Source organism: Clostridium sp. C2-6-12 (assembly GCF_009928485.1).
Taxonomy (GTDB): Bacteria; Bacillota; Clostridia; order Clostridiales; family Clostridiaceae; genus Clostridium.
The window spans coordinates 13,648-33,886 of the sequence record NZ_JAABNP010000021.1 but is presented as its reverse complement, the minus strand read 5'-3'; the positions used below and the strand labels follow the sequence as shown (position 1 = coordinate 33,886).

Below are 20,239 nucleotides of genomic sequence, written 5' to 3'. Positions count from 1 at the left end.
CCTCCTAATCATTTATGGTTACAGTCACAGTATCTCCACTATCAAGCGGCATATATTGATGATCTGGTCCCATTTGCATGTAAGGAACTCTAAGCATAAGCTTTAATTCTAATCCATGTTTTCCTACAGCTAATCCATCTTTTTTGATTACTCTAATCTTAGCTAATTGAACTTGACTCCAGAATTCAGTTACTGCATATTTTAATTTGTAAATAGGCATTTCTTTCCCATTTAATTCAAAAGTAACTGCTTCTTCTGGCATCTTTTCACCATCACAATATACTTCTAATAAATCGATATCTGATAAATAATGTCCTCTATAATAAGCTAATTGAACATCAAATTCAAAACCATGTTTCTTTCCATTTATATACATGCTTTTAAAAGAATCTTCTTTAATAATTTCATTATTAAGTTTCATACGCATTGCAAATGCCATTTTTCTTACCTCCTTGGGTCTTAAAATATACTAGAATTTAACTTCTTTTTTCTCTTCTGCTGATTTGTAAATAGCATCTAATATTTTTGTAACAGCTAATGCTTCTTCTGGCTTAACTAATGGTTCTGTATCATTTGCAATGGCTTCTAACCATTGTTTACAGTCCATGCTGCCTTCAGCACCACCTCCGCCACCGAAGTAAGCAACTCCGCCAACTGGAGATAATTTTTCTTCCATTAATTGATTATTTCTTCCACGGTTATAAATTAATTCATTTTTAGAATGGCTCATTCCTGAATGGATTTCAGCACCTGCTAGTGTTCCGCAAAGCGTAGTTGATGCTTCTCTTGATTCAAGTACATTTAACGCCCAGCTTGCTTCTAAGTTTATAGTTGCACCATTCTTCATTTTAACGAAGCCCATTGCTGAATCTTCTACTTCATAAGTTTCTGGATTCCAAGGCCCAAATAAGTTTCCTTCTGTAGCTTGTTGTAATCCACCTAGTTTATAGAACACAGAACCAGATACACTTTCAACATCGTAATTGTTCATACACCATAAAGTAATATCTAAAGCGTGTGTACCGATATCTATAAGTGGCCCTCCACCTTGTTGTGCTTTATCCATGAATACGCCCCAAGTTGGAACTCCTCTTCTACGTACTGCATGAGCTTTTCCATAGTATACTTCTCCCAACTCACCATTATTGCAAGCTTCATGTAAGTTCATAACTTCTGGTCTAAATCTATTTTGATATCCTACTGTAAATTTCATTCCTGATGCTTTCCAAGCTTCAACCATTTTTTCAGCTTCTTCATTTTTATGAGACATTGGCTTTTCACAATATACATGCTTTTTAGCTGCAAATGCATCTATTGCAATAACACTATGAGATACATTTGGTGTACAAATATGTACAACTTCAACATCTTTATCCTTTAATAACTCTTTATAATCTGTGTAAACTCTTGCATTTTCTACACCAAATTCTTTAGCCGCCTTAGTAGCTCTTTCTTCTACCACATCACAAAAAGCAACTATTTCATTTAAATTTGAATTTTCCTTTAATGCTGGAAAATGCTTTTGATTTGCAATTCCTCCGCAACCGATAATTCCTACTTTAATTTTACTCATTTTATTTTCCTCCTGTTTATATATAAATTTTATTTGTTCTGCTTTATGAGTTAATTATACTTTTTGAAACGTATTCATACATTCAATTAATTTCACCTAATTCAATTATTTATTGACCTATTTTATTTCTTAATTTAAAAATAAAAAAATAAGGTCAAAAATAATACTAATCATTTTTGACCTTATTTAATAGCAATAATCTTTTTATTTATATAATTTAATAATCAAAAAATCCTTGTACAGTTCAGCCATCAAAGGATTTCTATTTTTCAGATACATTCGTAAAAGAATGTAAATATTAGTTATTAGTATTTTGGGATTGTCTCTCAATAAGAATTTTAGTATTTTCATTGGCTTTAGCTTTAGTAATTGTATAAAACAACATAGGTACTGCTGCAAATAAATACCATATACCTGGAACTAAATTTACTAGTATGTTAATTCCTCTAATGACTTCTGGAGTCTGTTGTGCATTTGCTACATAACCTATAAATCCTAAAAGCATAACACTTAATGATCCTACTATTGCATTAACAACTTTAGAAATAAAACTTGAAAAAGCATAAACAGAAGCATCAGTTCTAACTCCAACTTTAACCTGATAGTCATCTATAGTATCAGCCATCATACCATATTGTATAGCGCCTGCTCCGATCGGCAGGCATCCAGTAAATGTAAGTATTATTATTCCTGTAACACTTGTTGGTGGAATAAAATAAATACCAATCAATGATAATCCTGATAACATACTTCCACCCATAAGAATTATTCTCTTCTCAACAGGCTTAGCAATAGTAGGAAGTATGATTCCCCCAATAGCGCCAGCAATAGATAAAGTAGTAAATAAAACTGGTATTAAGTCTGGGCGACCTAAAACGTTAATAGCCCAATAAACAATTAAACCTAATCTCGAAAATATAGCAAATAGTGTAAAGGTTAAAGTTAACAATATTAATGCTAAAGGTTTATTATTAATTATAGCTTTAAATGAATCCTTAATTTTAGGACTCTCTTCCTTTGTAGGTTCAATAACTTCCTTACAGTTTTTAAATGTTAAGAAAAGCATAGGTATTGCAATTAAAGTTAATACTATTGATGCATAAAAATATCCATTTTGATTATTACCATTTCCTAAAATTGTTATTAATGGCATTACTGTTGCAAGGGCACCATATGGAACATTAACTATTGAGTGAAAACTACCAAGTAGCAAATATGTAACACATGCATATATTGCTTTTCCAGTAGCACTAAATTGTGGAGTATAAAAAGTTAAAATATTAAATAATCCAAGTGATAATGATCCAAATAGAATATATGGTCTAAAACGTCCAAACCTGCTTCTAGTACGTTCAATAATTAGTCCAAGTATTGGATCTACAAAACAATCCCATACTCTTGCTACTAATAATAATACAGCAATTACTCCGCCTGCCAACCCAAATACATCTGTATAAAAATACAATAAATATGATGATACTAAACTCCAAACTACACTACAAGCAAATTCTCCTAATCCATAGCTAAACTTCGTTAAAAAACTAAGTTTACCATAACTTGATTTATAATAACTTGATTGACTATTTAAAACGATTTCTTTTTCCATTTTAATTCCCCCTGTTTTTTGTCTTTACAATAATAAATAAACTCAATTTAATTAGAAACAATACTCACCTCCTTTTCAATTTAGTTTATCTACTTTTCTTTAATTGAACTTTATCATATAGTTTTATAAAACATATAAAATTATGTTAATTTTATGATATTGCTTCTATAAATGACTTAGCAATTTCATTTACACAATCTTGTGCTTGAGGATATACCCCTAACTTATCCAAAAATGCATGATCTATTCCATTGTATTTAATTACTTTTGTTTCAACTCCGCTTTTCATTAACTTTCTTGCATATGCTTCTCCCTCTAAAGTTAGACAATCATATTCTGCCACTACTATGAGAGTCTTTGGCATATTTTTCAAGTTCTCAGCAAGAAGTGGTGAAACATATGGATTATCAGCTTCTTTTTCATCTTCTAAATACATATTTGTAAGTGGTGGAAAATTCTTTATCATCATTATTGCATCTTTTAATAATTCATTGTCATATTTAATATTATATAAATTTATATCAAACTTATAATCTTCAACATCTTTTTCAGATAAATATACACCTGGATAAAGTAATCCTTGGAACTTTATCATTTTTGTTCCTAAATCTCTATCCATTAATGCACATACAGTTGAAAGATTTCCTCCTGCACTATCACCAGAAACGCCAATCTTTTCATTGTCAACATTTAACTCATCTGAATTTTCATAAAGCCACTTGACAGTATCAAAACAGTCATGAAAACCATGTGGAAATTTATGTTCAGGACAAAGTCTATAGTCAACTGACACTACTACTCCATCAATTCTTTCAGCTAAATATTTGCATGGATTTTCTACAGTCTTTGTGCTTCCTCCATAAAATGCTCCACCATGAATAAATACAATTGCAGGCATTTTATCTGATTTATTTGAAGAATAAATCTTTACTGGAACATCCCCATTTCTTCCTTTGATAATTTTATCAGCTATCCTAATGCCCTTTGATATATCAACATTAGGATAACCCATACCTTGTCTTAATACTTCTATAGGAATTTCTGCAACTAACTTTTTAAAGTCCACACCTTTTGCTTCACTTGACATTTTTTCCATTGCAACCTTAACTCTAGGATCAAGTCCACCTTCTATGTCAAGGTCAGGTATATGCTTTATCAACATTTCTAAACCATTTATATTTTTTAGTTCTGCTTTCTTTTCAAGAAGAGATACTAACTCTTCTTGTTCATTCTTATTATAATCACTCATTGTATTACCGCCTTCTATATTTTAAATTAAATTTTTAACTAATTATTCATTTTAGGCACAATCAAAATATTCATCTCATTTTTAACTATTTTCTTCATGTGCCTAATTTATAAATTAATTGGGAGTTATGATGTTAAATTTGCCTTCAAGACCTTCCTTAGAGTTTGGTCCCACATATACTTTAAATAAACCTGGCTCAATAACATAATTCATCTTTTCATCATGGAATCCAAGATCATTTGTATCAAGCTTAAAACTTATAGTTTTACATTCATTAGGTTGTAATAATACTTTTTCAAAGCCTTTTAATTCTTTAACTGGTCTTACTCTACTTGCAACAACATCTGACACATAAAGTTGTACAACTTCTTCTCCAGCTACTCCTCCTGTATTAGTTACATCTACATTAATAACAACTGTATCTCCAATTATATTTTCTGTTGATACTATAGATAGATTTTCATATTTGAACGTTGTATAACTTAATCCAAATCCAAAAGGATATAAAGGCTCTGCTGGACCATCTATATATTTTGAAGTAAATTTAATTTTTCCTGCTGGTCTACCTGTCATAGGGTGATTGTAGTAAATTGGTACTTGCCCTACTGAATAAGGGAATGTAGCAACCAATTTTCCACTTGGATTATAATCACCAAATAATACATCAGCTATAGCATTACCACTTTGAGTACCTAACTGCCAAGCTTCTACTATAGCATCTGCATTTTCAGACGCCCAAGGTATAGATAATGGTCTTCCATTAATTAAAATAACTATTAATTGTTTTTTGAGTTTACGTAATTCCTTTAATAACTCTTCTTGTCTTCCTGGTAAATTAATATCTATACGACTAGAAGCTTCTCCACTCATATCTGAATTTTCACCAACTACTGCTATAATAACATCAGCTTCATTTGCTACTTTAACTGCTTCTTTAAAATCCAAACTTTCATCGCCAATAATCTTACAACCTTCAGCATACATAACTTCAGTCTCATTGCTAACAGCCATTTTTATGCCTGATAGAACAGTAACCACATCATGAGCATCACCAGTAATAGCCCAAGTTCCAAGCATTTCTGCTGGATTTTCAGCTAATGGTCCAACCACAGCTATCTTCTTCAAATTTTTCTTAAGTGGAAGTGTATTATTTTCATTCTTTAATAATACAATAGAACTACGTGAAACTTCTCTTGCTGCTTCTATATGTTCTTTACAAAGAAGAGTTTCTTTTTCCTTCTTTTCATCTGTTCTATATGGATTATCAAATAATCCTAATAAAAACTTCACTCTAAGTACTCGCCTTACTGCTTCATCTAATACTTCTTCTGTTATAGCTCCTTCTTTAACAACTTCAGGTAATTCATTTCTATAAGTACCTTGACTCATATCCATATCTAATCCAGCAATCAATGATTTTTTACTTGCATCTTTATTGTCTTCTGCATATCCATGAACAACAACTTCTGGTATTGAATTAGCATCACTTACAACAAGACCATTAAATCCATAATTTCCTCTTAAAACATCTGTTAATAGATATTTATTAGCAGTACAAGGAACTCCATTTAAATCATTAAAAGCACTCATTAAACTTCCTACACCAGCTTCAGCTGCTGCTTTAAATGGTGGAAGATAGACATCATGTAAAGTTTGAAGAGACATGTCTACTGTGTTATAATCTCTTCCACCTTCTGGTGCTCCATAACCTACAAAATGTTTAGCACATGCAAGTACACTTTCTGGATTATCTAAACTTTCTCCTTGAAATCCTTCTACTCTCGCTTTAGCTATAACACTTCCTAAATACGGATCTTCTCCTGCACCTTCTGCAACTCTTCCCCATCGTGGATCCCTTGAAACGTCAACCATAGGTGCAAATGTCCAATGAAGTCCAGCTGCAGAAGCTTCTTTTGCAGCTATTCTTGCAGATTCTTTTATTTTTTCAGTATCCCAGCTACAAGCTTCTGCTAGTGGAATTGGAAATATAGTTTTATATCCATGTATTACATCAAGTCCAAAAAGAATAGGAATTCCAAGTCTTGATTCTTCCATTGCAATTCTTTGTAATTTATTTGATTTTTCTGCCCCATGTACTCCACCCATACAACCGAGTATTCCTTGTCTAATTTCATCTTCACGATAATTTCTTTCAAGGGCTGCAAATTCCTCCTGACTCATCTCACCATTAACTAATTTTTCAATTGTCTCATCAAATGTTAGACCAAATGCTCCAAAAATTGAAGGAGATATTTGTACTAATTGACCAACTTTCTCTTCAATTGTCATTTTACTAATTAGTTGATCTATTCTTTTTTCATAATTGTCTTTCAAAAAATCTTTTTGCTTATTTTTATCAGCCATTTATTTTACACCTCATTATTTTCTATTTAATTCTTATACATTTATTTTAGTTATTTAAACGTATTCAGTCATGTAATTAATTTAACTTAATTACATTTATTATTGACTTATGTATGCTAAATAATTTTTTAAATTTAAATATATGATAAAAATTATACTACTCATTTTTAATATTGCTTTTATTTAAATACAACAAACCCATATTAATATATGAGAATACCTATTCTAATAGCATTCTCATATATTAATATGGGTATATAATCACTAATCTCTATAAATGTGTATAATACTAAATTCATTTGGTATTAAATCAATAGGTAACTTTAAAATCTTTTGTTCTACAGTGCACCTTTTCAGCTTTAATCTTGGTGCTGAAATTCTTTTCAAATAATCTAATTCATCCTTGCCCAATGAAATATCTCCATCTATATTTATCCATTCATCTAATATGCTTCCATTTTGGCTACTTATTGAGTATATTTTCACATTATATTGTCCATTTAATAAATTCTTAAGTTCAAAATTTAAATATAAATTATTATAATCATTAAATAGAGTCTCTTGCTCTTTGGGATTAATTTCATCTTCCGATTTTGAATAGTAATCCTTGTTGAAATGCTTATAATTATGACATGCCATAAAATACTCATTATCATTATTGGTAGTTAGTATATAATTTTCACCTTTATCAATAATTTTTCCACCTAGTCTATTCATGAATTCTATTGCATAGTAAGCTGGTTTCTTTATACCATTTTTAGAAATCAAACCTGCTCCACCATTTAATAAATTATTAGAGTCATAAAACTGTGAATACAAATCTGACCCAATAAAATATCCTAAAATATTTATATCATCAATATTATCAATTATATTCTTCATTATATAAGCACCTTTATAACAGCTATCATTCATATAATTCCGTTCAGATACAGTATTATTCCATTCAGTAATATAAATTTGCTTATTATTATATCCTTCTTTTTTTAGTTCTTCTTCAATTTCTTTCAGTTGATTTGCTATAAAATCTTCATCCATAGACCTTATAAAACACTTATTTCCATTCTCAATCACAATATCATATGGAAAAATACTCAATGATAAATAATCCGATTTATCCAAAATTTTTTTCCAATCCTTTATGTAGCTTATAAATTGTTTAACTCCATAATTTGCAGTAAATTCAGGGCCTCCAACCTTACAACTCGGTATATAAAATTTTAATTCTTTGTACGCTATATTAAAAATATCATAAAAATCTAAATCTAATTTTACATCTTCATCCCACCAAATTTCAAAACACCAAGTTTGAGCTTCTTCAATACCATATCTATTGACTATGTGTTTAGAAAAATTTTTTATAATATTTTTCCATTCATTAACTTTTATATTCACCATTGATTCATCTTCAATAATAACATGATTATATTCTGTTTTATTTAATCTTTTTGGTTTTTGTCTAAGTTGAATAAATGGCTTTATTTTATTCTCTACCAGAAAATCTAAAACCTTATCTATTTTATCAAAATTATATTTTCCTTCATCATTATTTATACCTAAGTACATATTGTTTGCAAATATATTCCAAAATCTAACATATTCATACTTTAATTCATTTTTTAATATTAGCATATGTTCCTGTATATCTGATTCCAGCAAATCACTTGCTGCTCCTATATTAATAATCTTATTCCAGCTTTTATCATATTCTCTTTCCTCTCTAATATCTATAACTATGTGCTTTTTGTTTTGAACTAAACCCCAATTGTCATAAATATTGTTTTCTAACAATAGGTTTTTAAGTCTATCCAATATCTCCTCTTCTTTTAACTCAATTTCTTCACATATATTTTGTTTATTAGTTTTCATCTTCTTTATGTAAACTGATGGAGGTATGTTATATTTAGCTTTAAATATTTTATTGAATACCACAGTGCTTGGAAATCCATTATCCAACGCTGAGTTTTTAATTGTTGCATCATTATTTAATAAATCTTCTATTGCATTCCTTAATCTAATATCATATAAATAGTCTATAAATTTCACACCAAAGTTATTTTTAAAATATTTGGATAAATACGGAATTGAAAGATTCAATTTTTTAGCTAAATCATTAAGTGTTATAGGCTTATTATAGTGCCTTCTTATATAATTTGCTATTTCGTTAATTCTATTTCCATCTCTATTTTCTTTCTCAGAAAACATACTCATATCTTTATTTATCATAAAATTATTCGTCAATAACTCTAATAGTTGATAAAATAAACTATACTCATAAAGTTCTTCTTTTTCCTTACCTTTTACATAATTATTAATAATTAATTTGATTACCTTTGTAACTTCTTCAAAAGAATTCTCTTTATCAATTACTGAATTACACCGAAATAATATCGAATCCATCTCAACAAAGCAACTTAATTTCTCAAATGAAACAATGAAATTTCCTATCAATATATTTTCTGAACATTTATAACTATGCTTATTGCTTGGGTTTATGACTAAAATATCATCAGCATTCAAATTATATATATCATCTTCAACATTAATCTCCATATTACCTTCTAATACATAAATCAATTCAATATCTTTATGAAAATGCGTTTCGTCTTTTTGTTTAGCTAGTATATTATACGAAATTATCTTTTCTTTATTATAATTTGTTTTAAGCAATTGCTCACCTTCTATGCTTTTAAATATAATTCTACGATTTAAATCTTTCCAGAAGACTTCTGTTATTTTTCTGCTTTAATAATAATTTAACGTTTATTGTTATTAACATGAATTTTTTACACTATTTTAAATTGGCTATTTAATTGAATTCATTATAGCACATCTTTAATTCTATCTACTATCTATAAATTCAATTAAATAATTTAAGATTATTATTTAAATTTAAAATGCCATAAAAAAAGAAATGTTATTTGAAACAAGCTTTCTTTCAGATAACATTTCTTTATATATTTACAATACTGAATTTTTATTCCACATAATTCAAACTCTATTTAATCAAATTATAAACGTGTACTTCGTTTTTTATAGATAATCAAGCGTAACTCAATATTCAAACATCTACCTATAACTATTAGGTAGATGTCTTCACTACTGTATTTTAATGAACTATGCTAATTATTCAACTGTTTTATAAATCATCATAAGTAATGCACTTTACTCCTGATTTCTCAAGCATTTCCTTAACTTTAGTATCACATAACATTTCAACCTCTTTCGTGCGAGGTCTAGTCATACTAGAATGAGTTAATATGTATTCATCTAGATATCCTGGATGACATACATATAAATAAGTTCCATCATCTTCTGCTGTTTCAACAGCCTCATAGATCGCCTTTACTGCATCGTAATCTGGATTAATACCATTAGTTTGGCATATATGAACATCTGTGCTTCCAATTCTAATTGGTGTTCCATCGAAGGATATTCCAGAATACTTTAACGAGTGCTTCTGAGCTACTATCTCAAGTCCTTTAAAGAAATTTTTGCTCATTACTGCATGTCCCTCAAAATAATGTGGTTGCTGTCCAGTAAGTTCAACAAAACGATTATACTGAGCCTCTATTTCTATAATTACCTCATTTAAATCTACAAAATCTTCTTTAGCCGTTCTAAACTCACTTGATGATTTAAACTCACCATTTTCATTTACAAGGCTTGGAATTCTTTCCGGATCTGTAATTGGCCTTCCAATACAAATATTAGTATGCTGTCCAAGACAAAAATTATGACCTTCCAAAAGCTTTAATCCATGTTTCACTGAATCCATATTTGGCATTACTCCAATAGAACCAACCAATCCCTCAATTGCGCTTTTAGCAATTCCATAATTTACACCTTCTGAATACCCAAGGTCATCCGCACGTATAAGAAATTTTTTCATAATATTGTCCTCCTTTATATTGCTTTTTCTGCTGCTATCTGCTCTTCATCATAATGTCTTGCATCTTCCATCTTGAAAAATGGATAATACATTAACATACTTATAATAATCTGAACAAATTGAAGAATAATCCCCTTAAATCCAAGCTGCAAAAATCCATCTACAAATACAGGCATTCCTGAAATTATAGGCATCCTTGGATAACCAAGTAAACCGAAGTACATTAATATATATGGAAGTAAAACATTAACAATAGGCACTACAATAAAAGGAATTATCATTACTGGATTCAACACTATTTGCGCCCCAAACATTATAGGTTCATTTATTGCAAAAAGACCTGGAAGAAATGAAAGCTTTCCTAACGTCTTAAAATGTCCACTTTTTGAAAATAAAAGCATAAGAATTACAAGACCTAAAGTACTTCCAATACCTCCTATACAAGCGATATTTGCATATCCCATTGTAAGCATATTTGGTAATGGTTTTCCTGCAGAATATGCAGCTACATTTTCCATTGCAGGCTGCATAAATAAAACAAACATCACCGGACCAACAACCATTCCTCCATGAATTCCAAAGAACCATAATAAACCAGCTAATGCAGTAAGTACAATATACGTAATTATGCTACCCTGAAGAGTTTTAATAGTTTCTCCTAATACTCCATAAATAAAACCATGAATACTTTCAAACTGTGTTGAATGAAATATAAAATAAATAGTTAAAGAAATGATCATTATAAATATAGTAGGAATAATTGCAGCAAATGATTTTTCCACCATTTCAGGAACTCCTGCTGGCATTTTAATTGTAATATTTCTTTTTATACATATTGAATATATGTATGCTGTCAAAATTGCTATAATAATTGCAGTAAATATTCCTCTACTTCCTAGGTATGTCATATCAATATAAGATAAAACGTTTCTATTATCTCCTTTGATAGTTGCAACTGGCGTTACTATCATGAAACTAACCAATGATATCACTCCAACTACAAGGCTACTTCCACTTACATCCAATATATTTGCCATATTATATGCAATTGAAAACACTACATATATAGCTAAAATATTATTAGTCATGTTTACAGCAACATTAAAAACATCATTGAGTCCTTTGCTCTTAGTAAATTCTTGATATCCCCCAATATCAAGCCCTGCTAAAAGTGAGAATATAGCTCCAGCTATTATTATAGGTAATAACGAAGTAAACCCTCCGCCAATTGCCTGCATAATTCTATTTCTAGCAAATGCATTTGCCATAGGTGTCAAATTTTTTTGTAATTTGCTCATTATTTTTTCCATCTATAGAACCTCCCAAAATTATTCGTTGTAAATAGATTTCAAACTGATGTTAACATTAACTAGATAATTTATTTAATAGATAAATAATACTTTTTCTTGAAATGCTTATAGTTATAATGTATTTTTAAATCGAGAAATATTATCTAAAATGCAACTTTTTTAGATAACATTTCTGTATACACTTATTAAATATTAAAATTTTATTCAAACAATATAGGTTCTATTTAATTAAATTATAAACTTGTACTTCATTTTTTATAAATAACGGTTTAAACTCTGGTTTATACTTAGGAAACATAGGACCTGATTGATGATTCTTCAAATCTTCCTCACTCTCCCATTTTATAACCATAATTACATTGTCTTTTAATTGTTCATCTTCATATATTTCAAAGCTTGTACAACCTTTTTCATTTTCCAACATATCTTTAGCAAATCTCTTTGTTACTTCAAGATATTCCTCTTTACAGCCTTCTTTTAAATAATTGTTAATAATATTTAGAATCATTTTCTATTACTCCTCTTTTACAAAATTTATTTCTACAATTTATCTCCATTTGATGCTATAACTTCTTTATACCAATTAAAACTGTCTTTTTTATATCTTTTGAAATTATCATCATAATCTACATAAACAAAGCCATATCTCTTTTTTCTATTACCAGATGCGCTATATAAATCAATACATCCCCAAGGTAAAAATCCAAAACAGTCAACATGATCTATTTCAATAGCATCTTTAACTGCATTAATATGCTGTCTTAAGTATTCAATACGGTATGGATCGTGTACTGTACCATCAGTTTCTAACACATCATCTTCAACACCCAATCCGTTTTCAACTAACAATAAAGGTAAATTATATCTATCATATATGTCATTTAGGAAAATTCTTAAACCTAAAGGATCAATAGTCCATCCAAAGCTTGATTTTTCTAAAAGCGGATTTTCATAAGCTTGATACATTATCTGAAGAGTCTTTGCATCTTCATTAGCTTTATTTTCATCACTGCGCATACATATAGAGAAATAATAACTGAAAGATATAAAATCAATCTTTGAATTAGAATCAGCTGCTAATTCAACGAAGGAATCTTCCTTATGAATTGTAACTCCTGCCTTTTCAAATTCAGCTGTTTCTCTATGATTATATTTTCCCTTTACTAACAAATCTAAATAATCATACATTTTCCCTTGATTATGCTTAGTTGCTTCAAATACATCTTTAGGATGTGAAGTCATTGGATAAGCTATTGAACTTGCAAGCATACATCCTATCTTTCCATCTTTAACTATTTCATGGCATAGTTTTGCTGCTTTAAAATGAGCAATATTAGTATTATGATAAACCTTCATTGAAAATTCTTCATAATTTTCATCACCAGCTTTTAACTTTGTTCTAGTATGCATGCATGGTAATAATTTAGATAAATTATTTTCATTTAATGTTAACCAATACTTAACTCTATCACCAAATAACTCAAAACATGTTTTACAATATCTTTCGAAAGCATTAACAGTTTCCATTCCGTACCAGCCATCAAACCTATCAATAAGACTTTGTGGCATATCCCAATGAAATAATGTAACAACTGGTTGTATACCATGATTCACCAATTCATTAAACACGTTATTATAGAAATTAACACCTTCTTTATTATACTTAGCATCATCACCATTTGGATAAATTCGTGTCCATGCAATCGACATTCTGAAACTATTAAATCCCATCTCTGCCATAAGTGCTATATCTTCTTTGTAGTGATGATAAAAATCCGATGTTGTTGAATAATCTGCATTACATGGAATTTTTATATCACCTATTTGTATCTCTCCACTTTTTGATATTACATCATATACAGATTCACCCTTACCGCCTTCATTTGCACCACCTTCATATTGAAATGCAGAGGTAGAACCACCCCATAAAAAGTTTTTCTTCATTATTGTATCACCATCACTTCATCCTTAATTTCAACTTCTTTTTTGTCAATAACTTGAACAATTTCATATTCACTTGAATTAGTTATTATTACTGGTGTCGTTACATCATAACCTTCCTTTTTAATAGCTTCTATATCAAAACTAACCAATTTATCACCTTTAGATACTTTTTGACCTTCGCTAATAAAACTTTCAAAATATTTTCCACCAAGTTTTACAGTATCCATTCCTATATGAATTAATATTTCAACCCCATCATCTGAAATAATACAAATTGCATGTTTAGTTGCAAAAATTGAAATAATAGCTCCATCAACTGGCGAATATACAATACCTTCTTTAGGAATAATTGCAAGCCCTTTTCCCATAGCTTCACTTGCAAATGTTTCATCTTTAACATCTTTTAATTCTATAACTGATCCGTTAACTGGTGAACTAATTGAAACTTGTTCACCTTTTTCTTTTTTATTTGTAGCTATTTCTTCACTCATAGCTTTTTCCCCTAAAATTTTTGCTGCTATAAACGCTCCTGCAAATGAAATAACCATAGTAATTACTGCAACTACAAGATTTCCAAAACCATTACCACCTAAAGTTCCTGGTAATCCTGTTAAACTAGCAGATACAATTGCAAAGAATTTTAATTTAAATATACCTGCAAATAAGCCTCCTAGTCCACCACCTATCATAGCTGCATAGAATGGTGTTTTTAATGGTAAATTAACTCCATACATTGCAGGTTCAGAAATACCTAATACTGCTGAAATAGCTCCAGCCCTTGCTTCAGCTTTTTTCTCTTGGTTTTTAACCATAGTTGCTACTGCAAATGCAGCACCAGCCATTGCAAGATTTTCAGCAAGCATACCTGGTACTAAAAGACCTTCACTTCCCGTTGTAGTAAGAGAAGCAACAATTACAGGGAATGCAAAGGAATGAGTTCCAGTTACAATCATAAGTGGCATAAATGCTCCTATTGCTGCAACCGCTAAAAATCCAGCCTTATCTCCAAAGAATACAACAAACTCTCCAACATATTTAGCAGCATAATCTCCAGCAGGTCCTATGATAATTAACATAATAGGTAGCATAACTAGCATTGACATCATTGGAGACATAAATGCCCTTACTACTGGATGAAAAACTTTATTAAAGAGTTTTTCTACATAAGCTAATAACCAAACACTTAATATAATCGGTAAAATACTAGATCCATAATGAACATTAGGAACAGCTATACCAAATATATTTAACTTCTCAACATTAAGATTAGCAAAATTATTTAATTGTGGATGTAATAATATAGCTCCTAACATCATTGAAAGAAATGGATTTGCTCCTAATTTTTTAGCAGCTGTATAACCAATAAATATTGGTAAGAAATAAAATCCAGCCTCTTTAATTATATTGAATGTATAATAAGTTACATTATATTCATCAACTAATTTTAATCCAGAAAGAAGAGCCAAAAGTGCTCCAACCATACCTGATGCAATTAATATAGGTACTATAGGAGTAAAAATTCCTGAAACAACTTCAAAAAATCTATCCGCTTTAGATTTTGGCCTTTCATCTTTTACTTTTGAATCTGCAAAATCACCTAACTTATTAACTTCTTCATAGACTTCATTAACATGAGGTCCAATACAAACTTGAAATTGACCATTTTGAATTATTACAGAGATAACTCCTTTTAACCCTTCAATTTTTTCTTTTTCCGCTTTCTTAATATCCCTTAATTGAAATCTTAATCTAGTCGCACAATGCATTAAAAAAGTCACATTTTCTTTTCCACCAACATATTTAAGAATATCCTTTGCCAAGGATTCATATTTCTTAGACATATTCATTCCTCCTGCTGTTTTTAATAATTTCTAACATTAATACAATAAACAAATTTACACACAATAATATTATTTGATCTATAATTAAAAGTTCTTATATTTAATTATTACCGGTAATTAAATATTCTATTTTCTAATACCTTATTTTCTCAAGAAAACGTTTAGGAATAAATACATTGTATTCTATGTATTTATTTTTGTCAATACATAGAATACAATGTATTTAATATTTTTTTCAACAACTCTTAACGAAATCTATTTAATTATAACTGTTTATGCTTATTTTTAATTTTACATAGCATTCTATTCATATAGAATTATTATATTAATTATCAAAACATGTTATAATATAAATAGATTTCAATTTATTTATATTAGGAGAACAAATATGAATCCAAAACAAGAAAATATTTTAATAGGAAATTTAATCCACACAGTAGATAAACATGCTATTATAAAACATAATGATATGCTAAAAGAATATGATGTGACTTTTACTCAAGCAGTTGTCATGGAGTACTTATATACTCATGAAGAAGGAAGCATTAACCAAAAAGCTTTAGAAATTGCCTTAGGTTTAACTAATCCTTCTGTGACCTCACTAATAAAAACAATGATGAATAAAAATCTTATCTATAGAATCAAAGACCCTCAAGATGGAAGATATTTCAAACTTTATCTTACCCCAAAAGGTCAAGAGTTATGTGTTCCATGCATAAAAACTATTGTAGACGTGGATAAGTCATATACAAAAAATTTCACAACTGAAGAGCGTGAAGAGCTTTTTAGATTACTTAATAAAATACTTGAAAACTTATAAAACAAGCCAGCTATAGGAATCATATACCTATAACTGGCTTGTTTTTCGCAATTTATTACAGAGGTCTATCCCCACTATATGATATATGTATAACATTAAACTCATGTGGTTCTAAGAAAACTTCTAGATTTAAATTTTTCTCATCAACATCACACCGTTTTATAGTTAACCTTGGTGTTGAAATTCTTTTTAAATAATCTATTTCATCTTTATCCAAATCCCCAATTTCATTCATTCTCATCCATTCATCTAAAACACTTCCATGTTCTCTATTTATGGAGTAGGTTTTTATACTATATTGACCATTTAATAAATCTTTAATTTGAAAATTCAATTTCAAATTATCAGAATCACTAAACATCTTTCCTTGTTCCTTAGGTAAAACTTCATCCTCTGGTTTTAGATAATAATAGTAATTAAAATGTTTATAATTGTGGCACGCTATATAATATCCATTGTGATTATTAGCAGTTATAATATAATTCTCACCTTTATCTATAATATATGCACCCATTTTATTCATGAATTCCATTGCATAACAGGCAGGTTTTTTAATTCCATTTTTAGAAATAACTCCAGCTCCACCATTTAAAAGTACATGAGAATCATAGAATTGAGAAAATAAATCTGAGCCAATCCAATACCCCAAAATATCAACTTCATTAATATTATCAATAATATTTTTCATTATATATGCACCTTTATAGCAGCTGTCATTTGTATAATTACGATTAGATATTGTATTGTTCCATTCAGTAATATAGAGTTCTTTTACATCCCATTTTATCTCTTTTAAGGTCTCTTTTATAAGCTTTATCTGATTCTCAATAAAATTTCTATCTGTAGATCTCTTAGAATATTTGTCTCCTTTTTCTTTAATAACTACATATGGAAAAAGATAAAATGATAAAAAATCTGGCTGGATATTTTTATTTTTCCACTTAATAATATCATTCATCAACTGTCTTAATCCATAATCTCCCCTAAATCCAGCTCCTCCCACCTTACAATTAGGAATATATTTTTTCAATTCACTGTATCCTGCATTAAAAATAGTAAGATATTCTATATTCGTATTTTCAGTTTCAGGTCTCCATATTTCAAAACACCAATTTTGAGTTTCTTCAATTCCATATCTTTTAACTATATGCATAGAAAAAGCTTTCATTACACCTTTCCATTGATCAATATTTGTAAATACAGATGGTTCTTCTTGAAAAACAGCTGCTTCTCTAACTGTTCTATCAAGTCTTTTTGGCTTTTGACCAAATTCAATAAATGGCTTTATTTTATGATCTACTAAAAAATCCAAAACTCTGTCTATTTTATCAAAATTATATTTTCCTTCTATATTTAATACATCAACATACATTTCATGTCCAAATATATTCCAAAACCTAGCATATTCAAATTTCAATTCATTTTTCATTATTAATATGTGTTCCTGCATGTCTGATTGAAGCAAATCACTTGCAGCTCCTACATTAATAACTTTATTCCAATTCTTTTTATATTCTTTCTTTGCTTTTGAATCAACAATAATATATTTATTATCCTTTATAAGTTCAACTTGATTTTCAAATTTACTTTCTTCAAAATGACTATCCAATCTGTCCAATATTTTTTTTTCATCCACCTCATACTCTTGAACATCATAATCTTTATTGTTCTTTATCTTTTTCAAATATGCTGAAGGAGTCATATTATAGGTAGCTTTAAATATTTTATTAAATACAGCTGTATTGGCAAATCCATTATCTAAAGCAGCTCTAGTAATAGTAGCTTCGGTATATATTAAGTCCTCCACAGCATAATGGAGTCTCACATTATTTAAATAATCTATAAAATTCATTCCTAGATGTTTTTTTAAATATCTAGAAAGATATGCATTAGACAAATGTAATTGTGAAGCCAAATCATTAAGACTTATTGGTTTATTGTAGTTTCCCCTTATGTAATTAGTAATTTCGTTGATTCTATCATCATATTTATTTTCTTTATCATGAAATCGTTCATCTGCATTATTAATCAAGAAATTATTGGTCAATAAATTTAATAACTGATAAAACAAGCTATATTCATAAAAGTCATCTTTACCTTTACGATTTAAATAATGATTCAAAATTGACTTTATTACTTTTCTTATTTCTTCAAATGAATCATCTTTATCTATAGTTGAATTGCACCAAAATAATATTAGATTATTCTCAAGAAAACTACTTAAGCTTTGAAATGAAATATAAAAGCTAGACACTAAAATATTCTCTGAACATTTATAGCTATGCTTTTTATTAGGATTTACAACTACAATATCATCATGCTTTAAATCAAACGTATCTCCTTCAATCTTAAGCTCCATTTCTCCTTCTAGAACATATATTAATTCAACATCTTGATGAAAATGTGTTTCTTCCTTCTGTTTATCCATAATACTATATGTAATTATTTTTTCTTTACTTTGGTTTGTTTTTATCACATAATCACCTCTATACTTCAATTATTTTAATTCATCACTCCAAATTTTGAATTTAGTATACGTTTTACATAAAATTAATATTTTAATTCAAAAATTATAAATTAAACATATGACATTATAATAGTATATTTAATTTCTTAAAAAATCTACTGATTAAATTATTTTTCATTACAGATTACTAAAATATTTTTCCAACCAAATACCTAACTGCATTTTTATGATACAAATAAAAAAAGTTTCATAAGTTTTAATATCAAAACTTATGAAGCCTTTTTTAATTGTAGTTGCATCATTGGTAATTTATTACAAGGGTCTGACCCCACGTATTCTTTCTCCCTTTTCCTTATAGCTCATATCATTCACAGATAATACTTTAAAGCTCCCATTTTCATATTCTACTAAAGAAACACTTGAATTCTCAATATTTTCAATATCTGCTCCTCCATCAAATTCTTTAAGCAGATTTCTTAACATACCACCGTGTACAACCACAAGTGCATTTCCACCACCTGCTTCTAAAATCTCCTCACCTATATTACTAACTCCCTTCATTATTCTGTTGATTAGTTTATCATACCCTTCTGCAGCACCTGTTTCATCTAAGGATGCACATGCATCAGCAAAAGCTCTGCCAAAGTCAGGAATTTTAAAAGCTTCCTCAAAAGATTTAACATTCAAATATCCAAAAATATCTTTAAACATTAACTTTTCAATTTCACCTTCGTATTTCCCAAAATACATTTCCCTAAGTTCAGGAACTTCATTTACTATAAGCTTATTATTTATTTTATTTGCATTTACTATTATTCTTGCAGTCTTTACTGCTCTTCCAAGATCACTGCTGTAAACTCCCTTAAATTCAATATCACTTAGTCCAAGTGCCACATTTTCAGCAACTCTTATTCCTTCCTCTGTAAGTACACCATCACACCAACCTTGAACTCTACCAGCTTTATTCATTATAGTTTGTCCATGTCTCATTAAATATAAAGTCGCTTTTCCTTTTTTCATTTGATCGCTATTTTCTTTTCCCATTGTAATCACCCTTTTTATTTTGTTTCTATATATAATAGTATATAACAGATACTTTCAGTTTAGTAAGTCTTTATTAATAACATATTTAAAAGATGTTAAGAAAACAAACATATATTTTCTTAACATCTT

14 protein-coding genes are annotated in these 20,239 nt (G+C 29.0%); 1 reads left to right on the top strand and 13 read right to left on the bottom strand.

All coding sequences use genetic code 11. The features are described from left to right. Positions 1–4 precede the first annotated feature (4 nt). The 11 genes from GXK56_RS17045 to GXK56_RS16995 all read right to left on the bottom strand — a co-directional run bounded on the left by GXK56_RS17045 (position 5) and on the right by GXK56_RS16995 (position 15,779). Entirely contained in the window at positions 5–439 is a 435-nt protein-coding gene (locus GXK56_RS17045) for a DUF6379 domain-containing protein (RefSeq protein WP_160689580.1), read from the bottom strand. A gap of 30 nt (positions 440–469) precedes the next feature. Next, the gene (locus tag GXK56_RS17040; RefSeq protein WP_160689578.1) at positions 470–1,573 is read right to left on the bottom strand and encodes a Gfo/Idh/MocA family oxidoreductase; all 1,104 of its coding nucleotides are present in this window, start codon (positions 1,571–1,573) and stop codon (positions 470–472) included. Positions 1,574–1,871: 298 nt separating this feature from the next. Beyond that, positions 1,872–3,179 carry an MFS transporter gene (locus GXK56_RS17035; RefSeq protein WP_160689576.1) on the bottom strand — a complete coding sequence of 436 codons (1,308 nt, stop codon included), beginning with the start codon at positions 3,177–3,179 and terminating at the stop codon, positions 1,872–1,874. Between the two features lie 151 nt (positions 3,180–3,330). Further along, positions 3,331–4,428 (bottom strand): alpha/beta hydrolase, encoded by a 1,098-nt coding sequence (locus GXK56_RS17030; RefSeq protein WP_160689574.1) that lies wholly within the window; start codon positions 4,426–4,428, stop codon positions 3,331–3,333. Positions 4,429–4,542: 114 nt separating this feature from the next. Beyond that, positions 4,543–6,792, bottom strand: a complete 2,250-nt coding sequence (locus GXK56_RS17025; RefSeq protein WP_160689572.1) for a glycoside hydrolase family 3 N-terminal domain-containing protein — start codon at positions 6,790–6,792, stop codon at positions 4,543–4,545. Between the two features lie 264 nt (positions 6,793–7,056). Beyond that, a complete protein-coding gene (locus GXK56_RS17020; protein WP_160689570.1) occupies positions 7,057–9,462 on the bottom strand; it encodes a helix-turn-helix domain-containing protein in 2,406 nt (801 codons plus the stop codon). A gap of 469 nt (positions 9,463–9,931) precedes the next feature. Continuing rightward, the gene (locus GXK56_RS17015; RefSeq protein ID WP_160689568.1) at positions 9,932–10,684 is read right to left on the bottom strand and encodes a ChbG/HpnK family deacetylase; all 753 of its coding nucleotides are present in this window, start codon (positions 10,682–10,684) and stop codon (positions 9,932–9,934) included. Positions 10,685–10,698: 14 nt separating this feature from the next. After that, positions 10,699–11,994 (bottom strand): PTS transporter subunit EIIC, encoded by a 1,296-nt coding sequence (locus GXK56_RS17010; protein ID WP_160689566.1) that lies wholly within the window; start codon positions 11,992–11,994, stop codon positions 10,699–10,701. Between the two features lie 220 nt (positions 11,995–12,214). Next, positions 12,215–12,502 carry an antibiotic biosynthesis monooxygenase gene (locus GXK56_RS17005; RefSeq protein WP_160689564.1) on the bottom strand — a complete coding sequence of 96 codons (288 nt, stop codon included), beginning with the start codon at positions 12,500–12,502 and terminating at the stop codon, positions 12,215–12,217. Between the two features lie 32 nt (positions 12,503–12,534). After that, positions 12,535–13,938, bottom strand: coding sequence for a glycoside hydrolase family 1 protein (locus GXK56_RS17000; protein WP_160689562.1), 1,404 nt, complete (start codon positions 13,936–13,938; stop codon positions 12,535–12,537). After that, complete coding sequence (locus GXK56_RS16995; protein ID WP_160689560.1) at positions 13,938–15,779, bottom strand: beta-glucoside-specific PTS transporter subunit IIABC; 1,842 nt, start codon at positions 15,777–15,779, stop codon at positions 13,938–13,940. The genes GXK56_RS17000 and GXK56_RS16995 overlap by 1 nt, the downstream gene beginning before the upstream one ends. Positions 15,780–16,167: 388 nt before the next feature. Here GXK56_RS16995 and GXK56_RS16990 point away from each other — a divergent pair, with 388 nt between their 5' ends. After that, on the top strand, positions 16,168–16,599 hold the full coding sequence (locus GXK56_RS16990) for a MarR family transcriptional regulator (RefSeq protein ID WP_160689558.1): 432 nt from the start codon (positions 16,168–16,170) through the stop codon (positions 16,597–16,599). A 55-nt stretch (positions 16,600–16,654) separates the two neighbouring features. Here the strand turns inward: GXK56_RS16990 and GXK56_RS16985 are convergent, their stop codons facing one another. Then, positions 16,655–19,075 carry a helix-turn-helix domain-containing protein gene (locus GXK56_RS16985; protein WP_243156160.1) on the bottom strand — a complete coding sequence of 807 codons (2,421 nt, stop codon included), beginning with the start codon at positions 19,073–19,075 and terminating at the stop codon, positions 16,655–16,657. A 303-nt stretch (positions 19,076–19,378) separates the two neighbouring features. Further along, positions 19,379–20,110, bottom strand: coding sequence for a histidine phosphatase family protein (locus GXK56_RS16980; protein ID WP_243156159.1), 732 nt, complete (start codon positions 20,108–20,110; stop codon positions 19,379–19,381). Positions 20,111–20,239: the final 129 nt, after the last annotated feature.